This window comes from Paenisporosarcina sp. HGH0030 (assembly GCF_000411295.1).
Taxonomy (GTDB): domain Bacteria; phylum Bacillota; class Bacilli; order Bacillales_A; family Planococcaceae; genus Paenisporosarcina.
Window position 1 is genome coordinate 1280909 of the sequence record NZ_KE150421.1, and the last position, 16602, is coordinate 1297510.

Here is a 16602-nt window from a genome sequence, read left to right on the forward strand (position 1 = left end):
CACCCTTTCTTTAATTCCATTTTACGCGGAAGTCTTCCGCTTGTGAAATCATTCTAGAAATTAGTTGTTCCACAGATGGGACATCATCAATTAATCCGGCTACTTGTCCAGCCCAACCAAACCCATGTGAAGCATCACCTTTATAAATATATTGTTTGTTTGCTTCCCCACTAATATACTCTTTTAAAGCCTCGTAAGTAGGTGTCACAGCTTCGATGTCACGAATTTTTTCCGTCCACGGATTGATCAATGCGCGTGCAGGAGCGCCTATCGAGCGTTTGATAACAGTCGTGCCAGTTTCAGAACTATTTACTAATGCTTGCTTATAAACGTCTGAGGCATGTACGCATTCTTTGGTCGCAATGAACCGAGTACCCATTTCGATTCCTTCAGCTCCTAGAGCAAGTGCAGCCATTAAACCTCTACCATCCCCTATTCCACCTGAGGCGATGACAGGAATGGACACAGCATCCACAACACGCGGTACAAGAACCATTGTTCCAACGTCATCGCGGCCCAAATGCCCTCCACCTTCCTGGCCCACAACCATTACAGCATCAGCACCGAGTTCTTCTGCTTTTTGTGCTTGTCTTGTAGCAGCAACTAGCACGAGTTTTTTTATATCGGTTCCTTTTAGTTGATCAAAAATCGGTGTCGGATTCCCTCCAGTCATTGACACGACAGGTACCTTCTCCTCTATGGCAACTTCAAGCATATGCGAAAACGGTCGTCCCTGATCACCAATTGCAAAGTTTACACCGAATGGCTGATCGGTCATTGTTCGTACTTTATGTATTTCTTTTCTAAGTGCCTCTGGTGATTCCAGGCTCATTGCCGTTATCTGACCAAGGCCGCCAGCATTCGAAACAGCTGCTGCCAAATCTGCATAGGCAAGGTAGGCAAGTCCACCTTGAATGATTGGATATTTAATATGTAATAAGTCCGTAATCCGTGTTTGCCAGTTCATTTTTCAATTCCCCCTAAATAATTAATTGTATTATATTCGATTTTATTGTCGAAATTCCTCTAATATTTATGGTCATCTGCAGTTCTAAATGCTATAATTCACTTGTTTTTCATTTTCAATCGGTGTTCAGGACTTCTTGGATGCTGTCATTAAGAAAGTTGAGGTGTTACGACCATTGTCTCAGTTAGAAACCCCTTTATTTGATGCCTTGCTGAAGCATCGCAACCGACATCCTATTCAATTTCACATTCCCGGTCATAAAAAAGGAAATGGTGTTGATCCTGCTTTTCGTGAATTCGTAGGCGATAATATTCTTTCCATAGACTTAATTAATATTGCTCCACTTGATGATTTGCATTCACCAAAAGGTGCGATTAAAAAAGCTCAGGAATTAGCTTCCGAAGCTTTTGGTGCCGACTTTACATTTTTCTCTGTGCAAGGAACCAGTGGTGCCATCATGACGATGATTTTAAGTGTTGTCGGTCCTGGCGATAAAATTCTGGTACCACGCAATGTTCACAAATCCATCATGTCTGCAATTGTCTTTGCAGGTGCAATTCCAGTATTCATCCACCCAGAAGTGGATCCAGAACTTGGCATTTCACACGGAATATCTGCTGAATCGGTTGAAAAAGCTTTGGGTGCTCATCCAGATGCAAAAGCTGTACTTGTGATCAACCCAACTTATTTCGGCATTGCTGCTGATTTGGCACGCATTGTAGAAATATCCCACAGTCGTAATATTCCGGTATTGGTGGATGAAGCACATGGTGTCCACATCCATTTCCATGAATCTTTGCCCGTCTCAGCGATGGCTGCCGGTGCGGATATGGCAGCTACTTCCGTACACAAACTGGGCGGTTCTATGACACAAAGCTCAGTCTTGAATGTTCGGGAAGGTTTAGTTTCACCTAAGCGTGTTCAATCCATTTTGTCCATGCTAACTACAACTTCTACATCGTATCCGATCTTGGCTTCTCTTGATACTGCTAGACGCCAATTAGCTATTCATGGTCATGACTTATTAACAACGACTATTCGATTGGCAAAAGATACACGAAAGCGAATCAATCAAATTCCAAACCTACGATGTGTGGGCGAAGAAATTTTGCGCACTTCTGCAACATACGATATGGATCCTACTAAATTATTAATCAGTGTCAAAAATTTAGGGATTACAGGTCATCAAGCCGAAGAATGGTTGCGAGAGAAAGCAAACATTGAAGTTGAATTATCCGATTTATATAATATACTCTGCATCGTGACGATTGCAGATTCCAAAAAAGAAGTGAACTTGCTTGTCAATGCTCTTCAGCGCATGTCCCAATCATTCGAAGATGAAGCTGAAATCGTGGAAGCTTTTGTAACCATGCCAGATATTCCACGTTTAGCCATGACGCCTCGAGATGCCTTTTATGCAACAACTGAAGTTGTACCGTTTGCAGAATCTGTAGGACGTATTTCCGCTGAATTTATTATGGTATATCCACCTGGTATCCCTATTTTCATTCCAGGGGAAATTATTACGGAAGATAATATCGCCTATATTCATATGAATATCGAAGCGGGCTTACCAGTTCAAGGTCCTGAAGACGACGAATTGAAGTTGATTCGTGTCATTAAAGAACATAAAGCTTTCTATTAATGCAACAAGGCTGAGACTCCTCTGAATAGGAGCGCTCAGCCTTTTCTTAATTGTAGGTCATTATTGCCCTGTTACACCTTGAATTGTCGCAGGATCAATCATGCCGTATCCTTTTGCACGTAAACCTTCCACAATCCCACCAAGGGCTTCTGCGGTCCATACTCGGTCGTGCATTAATAAGTTCGCACCGTTCGTCAAATACTCCGTGTTGACCATTATATCTTTCAAAGCATTGGCATCCTGATATTTTGATTCCCAGTCGTAGCCGTATGTCCAATTCATCAAAAGCATGCCTTGTTCTTTTACCAAAGCTTTACTGAAATCAGTGTTTGATCCGAATGGGGCCCTGAAGAACTTAGGTTTCTCCCCGATAATAGCTTCGATAGTTTCACTTACTTGCATGATTTCTGCACGCTGTTCTTCTTCAGTGAGTTTTTTCAAATCTGCATGCGTTTGCGTATGATTTCCAATAGCAAAGCCCATGTTATGTATTTCTTTTAATACCGCTTTCTTTTCATCACTATCCAAAAAGTGTCCATTCACAAAGAAAATGGCAGGTGCATTCAAAGATTTCAATGTTTTTGCCATTTCAAGTGAACGCTTGTCTGGTGCGTCATCAATGGTCAAAAGTACAACTTTGGAAGGCGCATTAGCAATTGGTTTGAACGACCAATTGGCTTCATTCAATGTATAGAGCGGTTTTGCTGGTGCAGTTTCTTCCCCAGAAACTTCTGCTTCATTTGCTTCATTAACTTCTTCAGTACCTTTATCATCATCAACTTCTTCATCGACTTCCTGTTGTGTCGGCGCTGAGGTAGGTGTCTTCGTTTCTACGTCACCACATGCTGCCAACATTAATACTAATAAACTCATACTCATTAATTTTGTGTATTTCATGATGTATCACCGTGACCCTTTCAATTGTAATTTTAGCATGTTTTCCCACTATCTTTCCATAAACGACAAAAAAAGCCGTACAGGTTGCCCTGTACGACTCTAGTATTACCTTATTTCGTAATGATATGAATTGGGTGACCCATTACTACTTCAGCAGCTTCCATTGAGATTTCGCCCAATGTTGGATGTGCATGAATAGTCATAGCAATGTCTTCTACCGTCATACCGGCTTCAATTGCCAAACCAAGTTCAGCAATCATATCAGAAGCGCCCTGTCCGACAATTTGAGCACCTAACAACAAGCCATCAGATTTACGTGAAACAAGCTTCACGAAACCGTCTGTTGCGTTCAATGCCAAAGCACGACCGTTAGCACCGAATGGGAATTTCCCAGCCGTTACTTCAAAGCCTTCTTTTTTAGCTTGTTCTTCATTTAAACCAACTGTTGCAAGTTCAGGATCTGTGAAACATACAGCAGGGATTGCTAAATAATCCACTACAGAAGTTTGCCCAGCGATAACTTCAGCTGCCACTTTACCTTCATAAGAAGCTTTGTGTGCAAGTTGAGGTCCTGAAACTACGTCTCCAATTGCAAAAATGTTTTCGATGTTTGTACGAACTTGCTTGTCAACTTCGATCAAGCCGCGTTCGCCCATTTTAAGGCCGATTTCTTCAAGACCCATTTCATCCGTGTTTGGACGACGGCCAACTGTTACCAATACATAATCAGCTTCGACTTTTTTCTCTTCTCCGCCCGCTTCGTACGTAACTGTTACGCCTGAATCTGATTCTTCAACGCCTTTTGCTGATGCTTTTACAACAACATTGACACCTTTTTTCTTCAAGCCTTTTTTAACGATTTGAGTCATTTGTTTTTCGAAACCAGCTAAAATATCGCCGCCACCTTCAATGATTGTTACTTCAGAACCTAGGTTTGCAAAAGCAGTTCCTAATTCAGTTCCGATATAACCGCCACCGATAACGACTAATTTACCAGGGATCTCTTCAAGAGCTAAAGCGCTTGTTGAACTTAATACACGTTTAGAGAACTTGAATGATGGAATCTCAACTGGACGTGAGCCAGTTGCAATAATCGCATGTTTGAATTTATAAGTTTGTGCTGAGTTTTCGTCCATTACACGAACTGTGTTTGTATCAACAAAGTAAGCTTCGCCGCGAACGATTTCAACTTTATTACCTTTTAATAAACCTTCAACGCCACCAGTTAATTTCTTAACGACACTGTCTTTGAAAGCTTGCGCTTTAGAAAAGTCTATTGTTACTTCAGAAGCCGTAATACCCATGTCATCTGAATGTTTTGCTTGTTCAAAACGGTGACCGACTGAAATTAACGCCTTAGATGGGATACAACCAACGTTTAAACAAACGCCGCCTAAGTGTTCTTTTTCAACGATCGTTACTTTTTGACCAGTTTGTGCAGCACGGATGGCTGCAACATATCCGCCAGGGCCTGAGCCGATGACGAGCGTATCTGTTTCGATTGGGAAATCTCCTACTACCATGTTTTTACGCCTCCATTAATAAAAGTTCTGGATTGCTAAGCAAACGCTTAATGTTATTTAATGCGTGCTGAGCAGTCGCACCGTCGATCATGCGATGATCAAAGCTCAATGATAATGCTAACACAGGAGCGGCTACAATTTCACCATTTTTTATGACAGGTTTCTCTGCAATACGACCAATTCCTAGAATTGCAACTTCAGGATGATTGATAACTGGCGTGAACCATTGTCCACCAGCAGAGCCAATATTCGTGATTGAACAAGAAGCACCTTTCATTTCAGAAGGTGATAATTTTCCATCGCGAGCTTTACCTGCAAGTGTGTTGATTTCATCTGAAATCGCAAATACTGATTTACGGTCTGCATGTTTGATGACTGGTACTAACAAGCCTTTTTCAGTATCCGCTGCAATTCCGATATTGAAGTAATGTTTTTGAATGATTTCGCCAGCTTCGTCATCAAGTGAACGATTGAAGTCTGGGAACTCACGCAATGTGCTTACCAACGCTTTAACTACGTATGGTAAATACGTTAATTTCACATTCTTCTCAGCAGCTAAATCTTTGAATTTCTTACGATGTGCAACAAGTTCAGTTACATCTACTTCATCCATTAATGTAACGTGTGGAGCAGTATGTTTCGAGTGAACCATTGCTTTAGCAATTGCTTTACGGATTCCTGACATCTTCTCACGAGTTTCAGGGAATTCGCCTTCTAAAGCTGGAGCTGCAGGTTTCGCTACTTTTTCAGTGCTTGTTGTTTCTTCATTTGCAACAACTTCATCTTGTGGAGTTGCTTCAGAAGTTTGCCCACCATTCATATATGCTTCAATATCTTCTTTCATCACACGGCCGTTTTTACCTGAACCGTTGACTAGAGAAATTTCAACATCGTTATCTCGTGCAAATTTACGTACTGATGGCATCGCAATTACACGACCATTTGGATTTTTTTCAGCCTTAGGAGCTGCTTCTGTTTTAGGTGCAGCTTTCGTTGGTTCTGCAGATGCTTTTTCAGAAGCTTGATCTTTCGCTACAGCTTGTCCAGCTTCAGCAGTTGCTTGAACCTGAGATTCTGTTTTCTCTTCTGCTTTCGGTTCGTCTTCGTGATCACCTTTAAACTGAAGATCTTCATAGCCAGGTGCGTCGATGCGAATCAAGACTTGGCCTACAGTCGCTACTGTACTCTCTTCAATCAGCACTTCCTCCACTTTTCCTGCTACAGGAGAAGGGATTTCAACGACTGCTTTATCGTTTTGAACTTCACATAAAATATCATCTTCGCCAATGGTGTCGCCTGCTTTGACAAACCATTTCACTATTTCGCCTTCGTGTATACCTTCACCGATATCCGGTAATCGAAATTCAAATGCCACAAAATTCACCCTTTCAGTTGTGAGTGTCTATCATCTTCAATTCCAAAAGACGGTCAAGAAATTCTATGTGCTAACTTGTACCGACTTTTTGAACTTCTTATTAGAATGTAAGTACTTTTTTTGCTGTTAGTACAATATCCTTCGAGTTTGGTAACCAAACTGATTCCGCTTGAGCGAATGGGAAGATTGTATCAGGTGCAAATACTCGTAATACTGGCGCTTCTAGACTTAAGATTGCACGTTCGTTAATTTCAGCTACAACGTTAGCAGCAATACCTGCTTGTTTTTGTGCTTCTTGAACGACAACCGCTCGACCTGTTTTTTCAACAGATGCAATGATTGTTTCAATATCCAAAGGTTGCACAGTACGTAAATCGATGACTTCTACTGAGTAGTTTTCTTTTTCAAGTTCTTCTGCAGCTTTCAAGCTATCGTGTACCATTGCACCATAAGCAATAATTGTTAAGTCTGTACCTTCACGTTTTACTTCCGCTTTACCCAAAGGAATTGTGTATTCTTCTTCAGGTACTTCTTCACGGAATGAACGGTATAATTTCATGTGCTCCAAGAAAATAACTGGGTCATTATCACGGATTGCAGAAATTAATAATCCTTTTGCATCGTAAGGAGAAGATGGAATAACTACTTTCAAACCAGGTTGAGAAGCAACTAGACCCTCTAAGCTGTCAGCATGCATTTCAGGAGTATGAACGCCTCCACCAAATGGAGATCGGATAGTTACCGGCGCATTGTATTTGCCTCCACTGCGGAAACGCATACGAGCCAATTGACCACTGATTGAATCCATTACTTCATAAACGAAACCGAAGAATTGGATTTCCGGTACTGGACGGAAGCCTTCAAGTGAAAGACCAACCGCTAAGCCACCGATTCCTGATTCAGCAAGAGGTGTATCAAATACACGGTCTTCACCGAATTCTTTTTGTAAACCTTCAGTTGCACGGAATACACCGCCGTTATTTCCAACGTCTTCACCGAAGACGAGGACGTTTTCATCATTCTTTAGCTCTGTACGGAGTGCATCCGTAATTGCTTGAATCATCGTCATTTGTGCCATCGGTTACTTCGACTCCTTCTCTTTGTAAAGTTCATATTGTTCTTTTAAGTGATATGGCATTTCTACGTTTGGATCATACATAATTTCCATTAGATCCGTCACTTTTTGTTTCGGAGCAGCATCAGCTGTTTTAATGGCATCTTTGATTTCTTCTTTAGCTTGTTCGATCACTTCATTTTCTTTTTCTTCATTCCAAAGATCTTTTGCTTCTAAATAAGCACGGAATCGAACTAATGGATCTTTCTTTTCCCACTCTGAATCCGTATCAGATGTACGGTAACGTGTCGGGTCATCCCCAGCCATCGTATGTGGTCCATAACGGTAACATAATGTTTCAATTAATGTTGGGCCTTCACCATTTACTGCACGTTCACGAGCGTCGCGTGTTGCAACATAAACTGCCAATGGATCCATTCCATCAACTAGGATACTTGGAATACCTGCTGCAATCCCTTTTTGAGCGATTGTTTTAGCAGCAGTTTGCAATTCACGTGGAGTTGAGATTGCATATTGGTTATTTTGAACAATGAATATAGCTGGAGAGCGGAAAGCACCTGCAAAGTTAATACCTTCGTAGAAGTCACCTTGCGAAGAACCACCGTCACCTGTATAAGTCACAGCAACTGATTTTTTCCCGCGTTTTTGCATACCAAGAGCAACACCTGCAGCTTGGATGATTTGAGCACCAATAATGATTTGTGGTGGGAATACTTTCACGTTTTCAGGAATCTGATTCCCCATGAAGTGTCCTCTTGAGAATAGGAACGCTTGTGAAAGTGGCAATCCGTGCCAGATCATTTGAGGTACATCGCGGTACCCTGGTAGGATGAAATCTTCTTTTTCAAGAGCATAATGAGAAGCTAATTGAGAAGCTTCTTGCCCAGCTGTTGGTGCATAGAAACCTAAACGACCTTGTCTGTTTAAAGAAATAGAACGTTGGTCAAGAATACGTGTATACACCATGCGGCGCATTAACTCGACTAATTCATCATTTGATAAATTTGGATCTGCGTCTTTGTTAACAATTTCGCCTTCTTCATTCAAAATCTGAAACATTTCAAATTTTTCTTCGATCGCTTGAAGTGTTTCTACTGGTCCTAATTGCTTGGCATTTTTTGCAGCCATGTTAACACCTCTCCTTAAGTAACTGTATTAAAGCAAGTATAAAAATCGAGTGATACAATGTTCATTCTTTCCTAGTATACTCAACTTTATTTTCGTGGTCAATCATTGGAAACTCTAGTGAAATATGAACTTACCAATGACGGACTATTCACATTCCTTAAATCTGTACTAGTACAAATAAAACTCTGTATTATAAAACAGAATCAACTGTAAACCTCTATATCGCACAAAAAAACGACCTCAGCTCGAGGTCGTTTCATACTGTAGACAAAAAATAAAAAGAGTGAATATAACTGTATACTAATGAAAAAGAGAGTATGCAAGAAAATGTTGATTTCCTTTGCGGCGGACGCGTTTCGCGGGCACGGCTTTAGTCTCCTCGTCACTAGAAAAACCGGTGCTCCTGTTTCTGCATCGCTCTGCTAGCTTCGAAACATGAAAGTGCGTTGCATCGCTTCGCTAGCTTCGTCGCAAACAAATAGTCCAAACTACATTTGCACTATTCGTTTCCTGCGGGGCCTTCAGTTCGTTCTGTTCCCCCTGAAAAGATTGGGACCAAAGGCAATTTGGTCCTAATCTTTGCGACGAGTAACCGCAGGAGCAGTTGTTTTCCGCCGCCTCCACTCCAATCAACGGATTTCGCTTCCGTTTGCGTATCTCTTCATACTTATTTCAATAGTAAGATGATGGTCGGCTATTTCTGAAGACTCCTGCGGAAAAACGAAATAAGCTAGACCCCACAGGCTCAGCTGTCATAGACAGCTGAGCCGAGGAGGCTTGCGTTTCGTCCGTGGAAAGCGAAAGAAATAGCCGACCACAATCTATTTCGATAGAGTGCAAAAAATAAGAACTCAATTTTTATACCTTTATATTAATTATTATTCTTTTGTCAACAAGCTAAAACGACCTCAGCTCGAGGTCGTTTTACTTTTCTTCTTGTAATGAATCATATACAGACTCTTTCTGTTCATTTATTTTTTTTGTTGCATCATTGAAAGCATTAATCGCTGATTGAACAAGTTCGTTTTGCACATTGACTTTCGTTACATGTTCCTGAAGTTCTTCTTGTTGAGTTTCTTCATTCGCTAGCATTTCATATAAATCACTTTGTAAGTCAGTTAATTTTTGATATTCATCACTTACGACATCATGTGCTTCATATCGCGCATCCATTGTAGCTTGTAATTCAGATACCGAAGATTTGATTTGATCTTCTTTTGCCTCTTCTACTATTTTATCTAATGAAGAAAGTGATTCTTGAGCGCTTTTAATCGAATCATTCTCTTCTTTTAATAGAGTTAATCTTTCAGTTAATGATAATTTCATTTCTTCAACTTTTGCACCGACTTTTTCTTTCTGTTCTTGAGTAAGTTCCATCGTTTGGTTAAAAGTCAGTTGTTCTTTCTTTTCTAATTCAGCCAATTTTGCTTGTGCGTCACGATATCCTTGTTCTTCTTCATATATTTTAGTTAATGAATCGGATAATTGCTGCTCAACAGATGTTCCTATTGAACATGCAGAAAGTAATAGTGAAGTAGACAAAACGGTACCAATTACAATTTTTTTCATTTCATAACCTCCCAAATCTTTTTTTACTATAGACCTTCAAGTGAAAAATTTCAACTTCACTAAATTCGTCATTTTCGTTTGCACAAGGGCTAACCTTCGCTATACTAATTAAAGACTGAAAGTAGGAAAGGAAGACCACGATGTTTGTAATGAAAGATATTATCCGCGAAGGACATCCAACTTTGCGAAAAAAAGCGCAGGAAGTAGATTTCCCGCTATCCGCTGAAGATGCCAAATTGGCACAGGACTTATTGGACTATGTGAAAAACAGTCAAGATTCGGAAATGGTGGGACGATATGACTTGCGTCCTGGAATCGGAATAGCTGCACCCCAAGTCAATGTATCGAAGCGTATGTTTGCACTTCACTTACCGGACGATGAATTAAGTCTAGTTGCCATAAATCCAAAAATAATCAGTCACTCAGTTGAAAAAACGTATATTACTGTTGGAGAAGGTTGTTTATCTGTTGACCGTGCAATAGAAGGTTATGTTCCTAGATATGCACGCATAACCGCCAAAGGTATTTATCCAGATGGAAAAGAATTCAAACTGCGTTTAAAAGGTTTACCAGCAATCGCTTTTCAACACGAGTTGGATCACTTGAACGGGATTATGTTTTTCGATCACATCAACAAGAAAAATCCATTTGAAGAAATCCCTGATGCCGTTCCTTATGAACGAAAATAATAAAGGTTCCCAAAAATTTTGGGAACCTTTTTGCTGTTTATTTGAATTAAATAAGCTTTAAATATCTCATGGCATTTACTAAACCGTCTTCGTCAACATGGGTGGTAACATATTTAGCACGTTTCAACGCTTCTTCATGTCCATTCCCCATACAAACGCCAAAACCTACCGCCTCCAACATTTCGATATCATTCAGCCCGTCTCCGAAAGCAATCGTGTCTTCAACTGCGATATGAAGTTTTTCACATAAAAAATATACAGCATTGGCTTTTGAAGCCCCTTTTGGCAAAATATCCGTAGATACACGATGCCATCTGACGAATTTCAATAGCGGGAAATTTTCTTTGTATGCCTTTTCTTCTTCTAAAGAGCAAAATAAAAGCGCTTGATAAATTTTTTGATTAAGATAAAAATCTTTCTCGAAAGCAGGATGAGGAAACTTCAGGGTACTGATGCTTTCTTCCACATGAGGATGATATGTACTAGAGGCAATCATTTTTTCGGCATTCATATATACCATCGGATGATTTTTGATTTCCGCGTAGGCCGATACCGACTTGAGTAGTTCAAGATCAATTTGTGTTTTGGACAACACTTCACCTTTATAGACAATATATTGACCGTTAAAACATATGTACGAGTCAATCTCTAATTCTTTTAGAACATCCTGAATCATAAAAGGTGCTCGTCCAGTAGCGATAAAAACTTCATGCCCGTTTTTTCGAGCTTCAAATACTGCTTCTTTCGCTTTGATTGGTAACTTTTTATCGGAATTATATAAGGTTCCGTCAATATCAAAAAACAATACTTTTCTCAAAACTTTCATCCTTTCTTTTGTCCTCCAGTCTACTAAAGACGGGAACCCTTTACAAAAGTTGCAATTTTCTGTATAATGATGTATAAGGAGTGATTTGCCATGTTAAAGCGTCTAAAAAAGAAATTATTGAGACGGTTGGGCGGCATACTCGGGAAAAAATCGATCGCTTAATTTTTTGCCCTGCTATTTATAGTAGGGCTTTTCTTTATTTTAAAAGGCGCTCGTGATAATATAAAGAGAATGTAATTATTTTGAACGTGAAAAAGGAGAGCAAAACATGATTTACAAAGTTTATTATCAAGAAAACGTGCTTGAAGTGCCAGTTCGCGAAAACACAAAAAGCCTTTATATCGAAGCATCCTCTGAACGTGAAGTTCGTTACGCTTTAAAGGATCGCAAGTATAATATCGAATTCGTTCAGCTACTAGAAGGTAATCATTTATCTTACGAACAAGCTAGCGAAAACTACAAAGTGGAGAAACTTTAATCCACATGAAATTTGTTAAGAATGATCAAACAGCGGTTTTCGCACTCGGCGGACTGGGCGAAATCGGTAAAAACACTTATGGTGTTCAATTCCAAGATGAAATAATTTTAATTGATGCAGGTATTAAATTCCCTGAAGATGATTTACTCGGGATTGATTACGTTATTCCTGATTACACGTACCTTGTGAAAAATGTAGACAAGATTAAAGGTCTATTTATTACACACGGTCACGAAGATCACATCGGTGGTATTCCCTATTTGCTGAAACAATTAAATATCCCTGTTTACGGAGGCAAACTTGCACTAGGTTTATTGCGAAATAAATTAGAAGAACATGGTTTATTGCGTACAACTAAAATGCATGTAATCGCTGAAGAAGACGTGATTAAATTCAGAAAAACTTCAGTGAGTTTCTTCCGTACAACGCACAGTATTCCGGATGCATACGGCATCGTAGTTAAAACACCACCCGGCAATGTTGTACATACAGGAGATTTTAAATTCGATTTCACACCCGTTGGTGAACCAGCTAACTTAACCAAAATGGCTGAAATTGGCCGAGACGGCGTGCTGTGTTTGCTTTCTGATAGTACAAATGCAGAAGTACCAAATTTCACAATGTCAGAGCGAAAAGTTGGCGAAAGCTTGTCGGAAATTTTCCGTAAAGTTGATGGTCGCATCATTTTCGCAACTTTTGCGTCAAACATTCATCGCTTACAACAAGTAACGGAAGCGGCTGTCCATCACGGACGTAAAATTGCTGTTTTTGGACGTAGTATGGATAACGCCATTACAATCGGACGTGAACTTGGCTATATTACTGCACCGAAAGAAACATTCGTCGATGCGCAATCATTAAATCGTTTGCCTGCGAATGAAGTTATGATTTTATGTACAGGTAGCCAAGGTGAACCGATGGCAGCGTTATCGAGAATTGCAAACGGTACACACCGACAAATTCAAATTCAACCAGCGGATACGGTAATTTTCTCTTCTTCACCGATTCCTGGTAATCGTACAAGCGTCAATCGAACAATCAACTTATTGTTCCGTGCAGGAGCAGATGTTATTCATGGTTCATTGAATAACATTCACACTTCAGGTCATGGTTCTCAAGAAGAACAGAAATTGATGTTACGTTTAATGAAACCTAAATTCTTTATGCCGATTCATGGTGAGTATCGTATGTTGAAAATGCATACGGAACTTGCTGTTGATTGTGACGTGGAGCCGGAAAATACTTTCATCATGGAAAACGGTGATGTATTGGCACTTAGCCAAAACCAAGCAGCAGTCGCTGGTCGCATTCCTTCAGGTGATGTTTATATCGATGGTAGCGGCATTGGTGATATCGGTAATATTGTTTTACGCGATCGCCGAATTCTTTCAGAAGAAGGCTTAGTCATTGTTGTTGTAAGCACAGACCAAGAACGTCAGAAGATTGTTTCTGGTCCAGATATTATTTCTCGTGGTTTTGTTTACATGCGTGAATCAGGTGCGATGATCAATGAAGCACAACATATGTTAAATCGCCATTTACAAAAAACAATTCAATCCAAGGCAACCCCTTGGTCAGAATTGAAAAATGAAATAACCGACGTATTAGGACCGTATTTATACGAAAAAACAAAACGTCGTCCAATGATTCTACCAATTATAATGGAAGTTTAATACTATTCAAAAAGCTGTGCCACCAACACATAATGTGTTAGTGGCACAGCTTTTGTTTTAGAAGGCTATTTTCTTCCAGCGCTTTCCGCTTTTCGTCATGTCAAGCTCCAAAGCCCAGCTCGCTCCTTAGCTTCAGTCTCTCAAGCGAAAGCAAGCTTTCGTTTCGAGCCTTCCAGCACCGGAGTCGAGCTAGCGCAGGCTTCTCCGCTTTTCTTTAATGCATTGCTTTCTTTTCAAAGCGGATAATATCTGCGTCTGCACCGATTACGATCAGTACATCATTGATTTTGATTTCTTCATCTGCTTGCGGAGAAACGAGAATATCAGCTCCCCGTTTAATCGCAACAATATTTATTCCATATTTCGCACGGATATCTAGATCAATTAAAGTAGAGCCAGCCAATATTTCATTCGCTTTTATCTCCATAATTGAATGTTCTTCCGATAACTCCAAATAATCAAGTACATTATTTGTCATTATGTTGTTGGCAATTCGAATACCCATATCGCGTTCAGGATGGACCACTTGATCGGCACCGATTTTACGTAATACTTTTTCATGATAGTCATTTTGAGCTTTTACCGTGATTTTATTGACACCAATTTCCTTCAACATCAACGTTGTTAAAATACTGGATTGAATGTCCTCTCCAATCGCAACGATTACATGTTCAAAATTACGTATCCCAAGTGATTTCAAGACAGATTCATCTGTCGTATCTGCAACAATAGCTTGTGTTGCGATTGATGCAAATTCATCGACACGGTCTGAAAACTTATCGATGGCCATAACATCTGCACCTTGTTCAATCAGCTCACGAACTATACTTCCACCAAATCGACCTAACCCAATAACTACGAATTCTTTCTTCATCTTTCAACCTCCGTTGCGGAACGAATGGTCATAGTGTATCACAACTTTAATAGACGCTCAAAATGTTTTTACGCTTCTCCAAATTGGGACATCACCAACTGGTGATAATGACCACGATCTTTCATTAAAGAATCATGATTCCCCGATTCCAAAACACGTCCATTTTCCAAAACAATAATCTGATTTGCTTCACGGATGGTAGAAAGTCGATGAGCAATCATGATCGCTGTCCGGTTTTTCAACAGCGTTCTTAACGCTTGTTGAATTTGAAGTTCTGTTTCCGTATCAATGGAAGCTGTTGCCTCATCCAGAATGATAATTCTTGGATTTGCAAGAAGTGCCCGTGCAAAAGATAACAGTTGTCGTTCACCAACGGATAAAATATTCCCTCGCTCTTCCACTTCGGTATCATACCCATTCGATAAACGCTCGATGAAACGGTTTGCACCAACAGCTTCGGCTGCATTGATTACTTCTTCATCCGTAGCTTGTGGATTGCCGAATCGAATATTATCCATGATGGAGCCTGAGAAAATAAACGTTTCCTGAAGTACAATGCTGATTTGTTCACGCAATGCACTCAGTGATAAATCACGGATATCCATTCCATCCATTTTCACCACACCAGAAGTTGGATCGTAAAAACGTGAAACCAGATTGGCAATTGTCGTTTTACCAGATCCCGTATGACCAACCAGGGCAACCGTCTCCCCTGCATTCATTTCAAGAGAGATTCCTTTTAAAGCTAAACGGTCTTTTTCATAACCGAATTGAACATTTTCAAATTCGATATGACCTTGTAATTGATTAATTTTAGTTGGATTTGCTTTTTCATGTACCAAAGGCTGCTCATCCAAGAATTCGAAAATTCTTTCAGAGGACGCCATCCCCATCAGTAATTGGTTATATATCTGGCCTAAACGTGAAATTGGCTCCCAGAACATGCCGAGGTAAAAGGCAAATGCGACGAATGCACCAAGGTCAAGCTGGTCATTTTGGATTAAATATGCACCGTACAAAATCAGAACAACCGAACCAACGGCATTCGTCATTTCTACGAACGGTCGGAACATAGAATTCTTTTTAGTGGCTACACGCCAAGACTCAAAACTTTCTTCATTAATTCCATTAAAGAACGCCATGTTTTCATTTTCCTGTGTGAATGATTGAGTAATTCGCATTCCTTGAATACTTTCATTCAGATGGGAGTTGATTTTCGCTTGTTTCATCCGCACATCCTGCCATGAGCGACGGATGTTTTTACGCAGCGTCGTCGAGATGAAAAACATCAGGGGCAAGATGACCAGAACTGCTAAAGCAAGTGGTGGACTGAGCGTAAACAGGATGATAAGTACCCCTATAAGAAGTAGCAAATCCATCAATAGATTGATAACACCATTTGTAAACAACTCTTGCAGCGAGTTTATATCGTTCATAATCCTGACGAGTATTGAGCCGGCTGAACGTTGATCGAAGAAACGATGCGATAGCCATTGAACATGCGTAAACAAATGTTTACGCAAATCGTATATTACATTTTGACCGAGTTCATTCATCCACCTTATTCTGAAACGATTCGCAACAGTGTTGACAATATATAATCCTGCAATAGTACCAACCACCACCCATAGCATTTGAGCATCTTTGTTTTCCAATGCTTGGTCAATGGCATACTCACCTATCAAAATAGGGATGATAAGCCGAATCAGCGTGGTAATTGTTACAGCAATAAAAGCCTTTGGCAATAATGTTTTTGCATAAGGTTTCACATACGTAAAGAGTCGCGCGAGTTGGTACCAGTTAAACGGTGCATCAATTACATCATCCGAAGAGTAGCGGAATCGTTTTAATACACTAGGATTGATTTGTTTAGTCATTGTGAT

At 40.1% G+C, this 16602-nt stretch carries 14 protein-coding genes; 4 read left to right on the plus strand and 10 right to left on the minus strand.

Going from position 1 to position 16602, the window contains the following annotated elements; all coding sequences use genetic code 11:
- Window positions 1-10 precede the first annotated feature (10 nt).
- A complete protein-coding gene (locus HMPREF1210_RS06455; protein WP_016427825.1) occupies window positions 11-967 on the minus strand; it encodes a nitronate monooxygenase family protein in 957 nt (318 codons plus the stop codon).
- 175 nt (window positions 968-1142) lie between these two features.
- Here HMPREF1210_RS06455 and HMPREF1210_RS06460 point away from each other — a divergent pair, with 175 nt between their 5' ends.
- Window positions 1143-2612 carry an aminotransferase class I/II-fold pyridoxal phosphate-dependent enzyme gene (locus HMPREF1210_RS06460; RefSeq protein ID WP_036659763.1) on the plus strand — a complete coding sequence of 490 codons (1470 nt, stop codon included), beginning with the start codon at window positions 1143-1145 and terminating at the stop codon, window positions 2610-2612.
- A gap of 60 nt (window positions 2613-2672) precedes the next feature.
- On the opposite strand, the gene HMPREF1210_RS06465 is transcribed toward HMPREF1210_RS06460, so the two are convergent.
- The 6 genes from HMPREF1210_RS06465 to HMPREF1210_RS06490 form a co-directional block, all read right to left on the minus strand.
- Window positions 2673-3509: a polysaccharide deacetylase family protein gene (locus tag HMPREF1210_RS06465; RefSeq protein WP_016427827.1), complete on the minus strand. Its 837-nt coding sequence runs from the start codon at window positions 3507-3509 to the stop codon at window positions 2673-2675.
- A gap of 110 nt (window positions 3510-3619) precedes the next feature.
- On the minus strand, window positions 3620-5032 hold the full coding sequence (lpdA, locus tag HMPREF1210_RS06470; protein ID WP_016427828.1) for a dihydrolipoyl dehydrogenase: 1413 nt from the start codon (window positions 5030-5032) through the stop codon (window positions 3620-3622).
- Between the two features lie 4 nt (window positions 5033-5036).
- Complete coding sequence (locus tag HMPREF1210_RS06475) at window positions 5037-6407, minus strand: dihydrolipoamide acetyltransferase family protein (protein WP_016427829.1); 1371 nt, start codon at window positions 6405-6407, stop codon at window positions 5037-5039.
- Between the two features lie 100 nt (window positions 6408-6507).
- Entirely contained in the window at window positions 6508-7485 is a 978-nt protein-coding gene (locus HMPREF1210_RS06480; RefSeq protein WP_016427830.1) for an alpha-ketoacid dehydrogenase subunit beta, read from the minus strand.
- 3 nt (window positions 7486-7488) lie between these two features.
- Window positions 7489-8610, minus strand: a complete 1122-nt coding sequence (gene pdhA / locus HMPREF1210_RS06485) for a pyruvate dehydrogenase (acetyl-transferring) E1 component subunit alpha (RefSeq protein ID WP_016427831.1) — start codon at window positions 8608-8610, stop codon at window positions 7489-7491.
- Between the two features lie 924 nt (window positions 8611-9534).
- Window positions 9535-10179, minus strand: coding sequence for a YkyA family protein (locus tag HMPREF1210_RS06490; protein WP_016427832.1), 645 nt, complete (start codon window positions 10177-10179; stop codon window positions 9535-9537).
- A 140-nt stretch (window positions 10180-10319) separates the two neighbouring features.
- Here HMPREF1210_RS06490 and def point away from each other — a divergent pair, with 140 nt between their 5' ends.
- Entirely contained in the window at window positions 10320-10868 is a 549-nt protein-coding gene (def, locus tag HMPREF1210_RS06495) for a peptide deformylase (protein WP_016427833.1), read from the plus strand.
- A 46-nt stretch (window positions 10869-10914) separates the two neighbouring features.
- Here the strand turns inward: def and HMPREF1210_RS06500 are convergent, their stop codons facing one another.
- Window positions 10915-11685: a Cof-type HAD-IIB family hydrolase gene (locus HMPREF1210_RS06500; protein ID WP_036659765.1), complete on the minus strand. Its 771-nt coding sequence runs from the start codon at window positions 11683-11685 to the stop codon at window positions 10915-10917.
- Between the two features lie 277 nt (window positions 11686-11962).
- On the opposite strand from HMPREF1210_RS06500, the gene HMPREF1210_RS06505 reads away from it, so the two are divergent.
- Window positions 11963-12172 carry a DNA-dependent RNA polymerase subunit epsilon gene (locus tag HMPREF1210_RS06505; protein WP_016427835.1) on the plus strand — a complete coding sequence of 70 codons (210 nt, stop codon included), beginning with the start codon at window positions 11963-11965 and terminating at the stop codon, window positions 12170-12172.
- A 5-nt stretch (window positions 12173-12177) separates the two neighbouring features.
- Window positions 12178-13845 carry a ribonuclease J1 gene (gene rnjA, locus HMPREF1210_RS06510; RefSeq protein ID WP_016427836.1) on the plus strand — a complete coding sequence of 556 codons (1668 nt, stop codon included), beginning with the start codon at window positions 12178-12180 and terminating at the stop codon, window positions 13843-13845.
- Between the two features lie 214 nt (window positions 13846-14059).
- Here the strand turns inward: rnjA and HMPREF1210_RS06515 are convergent, their stop codons facing one another.
- Window positions 14060-14719: a TrkA family potassium uptake protein gene (locus HMPREF1210_RS06515; RefSeq protein ID WP_016427837.1), complete on the minus strand. Its 660-nt coding sequence runs from the start codon at window positions 14717-14719 to the stop codon at window positions 14060-14062.
- Between the two features lie 68 nt (window positions 14720-14787).
- Window positions 14788-16596, minus strand: a complete 1809-nt coding sequence (locus tag HMPREF1210_RS06520) for an ABC transporter ATP-binding protein (RefSeq protein WP_016427838.1) — start codon at window positions 16594-16596, stop codon at window positions 14788-14790.
- Window positions 16597-16602: the final 6 nt, after the last annotated feature.

Bases quoted from the DNA above. Each gene is read 5' to 3' on its own strand.
- HMPREF1210_RS06455 (WP_016427825.1), bottom strand. From the start codon at position 967: ATGAACTGGCAAACACGGATTACGGACTTATTACATATTAAATATCCA.
- HMPREF1210_RS06465 (WP_016427827.1), bottom strand. From the start codon at position 3,509: ATGAAATACACAAAATTAATGAGTATGAGTTTATTAGTATTAATGTTG.
- lpdA (WP_016427828.1), bottom strand. From the start codon at position 5,032: ATGGTAGTAGGAGATTTCCCAATCGAAACAGATACGCTCGTCATCGGC.
- HMPREF1210_RS06480 (WP_016427830.1), bottom strand. From the start codon at position 7,485: ATGGCACAAATGACGATGATTCAAGCAATTACGGATGCACTCCGTACA.
- pdhA (WP_016427831.1), bottom strand. From the start codon at position 8,610: ATGGCTGCAAAAAATGCCAAGCAATTAGGACCAGTAGAAACACTTCAA.
- HMPREF1210_RS06490 (WP_016427832.1), bottom strand. From the start codon at position 10,179: ATGAAAAAAATTGTAATTGGTACCGTTTTGTCTACTTCACTATTACTT.
- def (WP_016427833.1), top strand. From the start codon at position 10,320: ATGTTTGTAATGAAAGATATTATCCGCGAAGGACATCCAACTTTGCGA.
- HMPREF1210_RS06505 (WP_016427835.1), top strand. From the start codon at position 11,963: ATGATTTACAAAGTTTATTATCAAGAAAACGTGCTTGAAGTGCCAGTT.
- rnjA (WP_016427836.1), top strand. From the start codon at position 12,178: ATGAAATTTGTTAAGAATGATCAAACAGCGGTTTTCGCACTCGGCGGA.
- HMPREF1210_RS06515 (WP_016427837.1), bottom strand. From the start codon at position 14,719: ATGAAGAAAGAATTCGTAGTTATTGGGTTAGGTCGATTTGGTGGAAGT.
- HMPREF1210_RS06520 (WP_016427838.1), bottom strand. From the start codon at position 16,596: ATGACTAAACAAATCAATCCTAGTGTATTAAAACGATTCCGCTACTCT.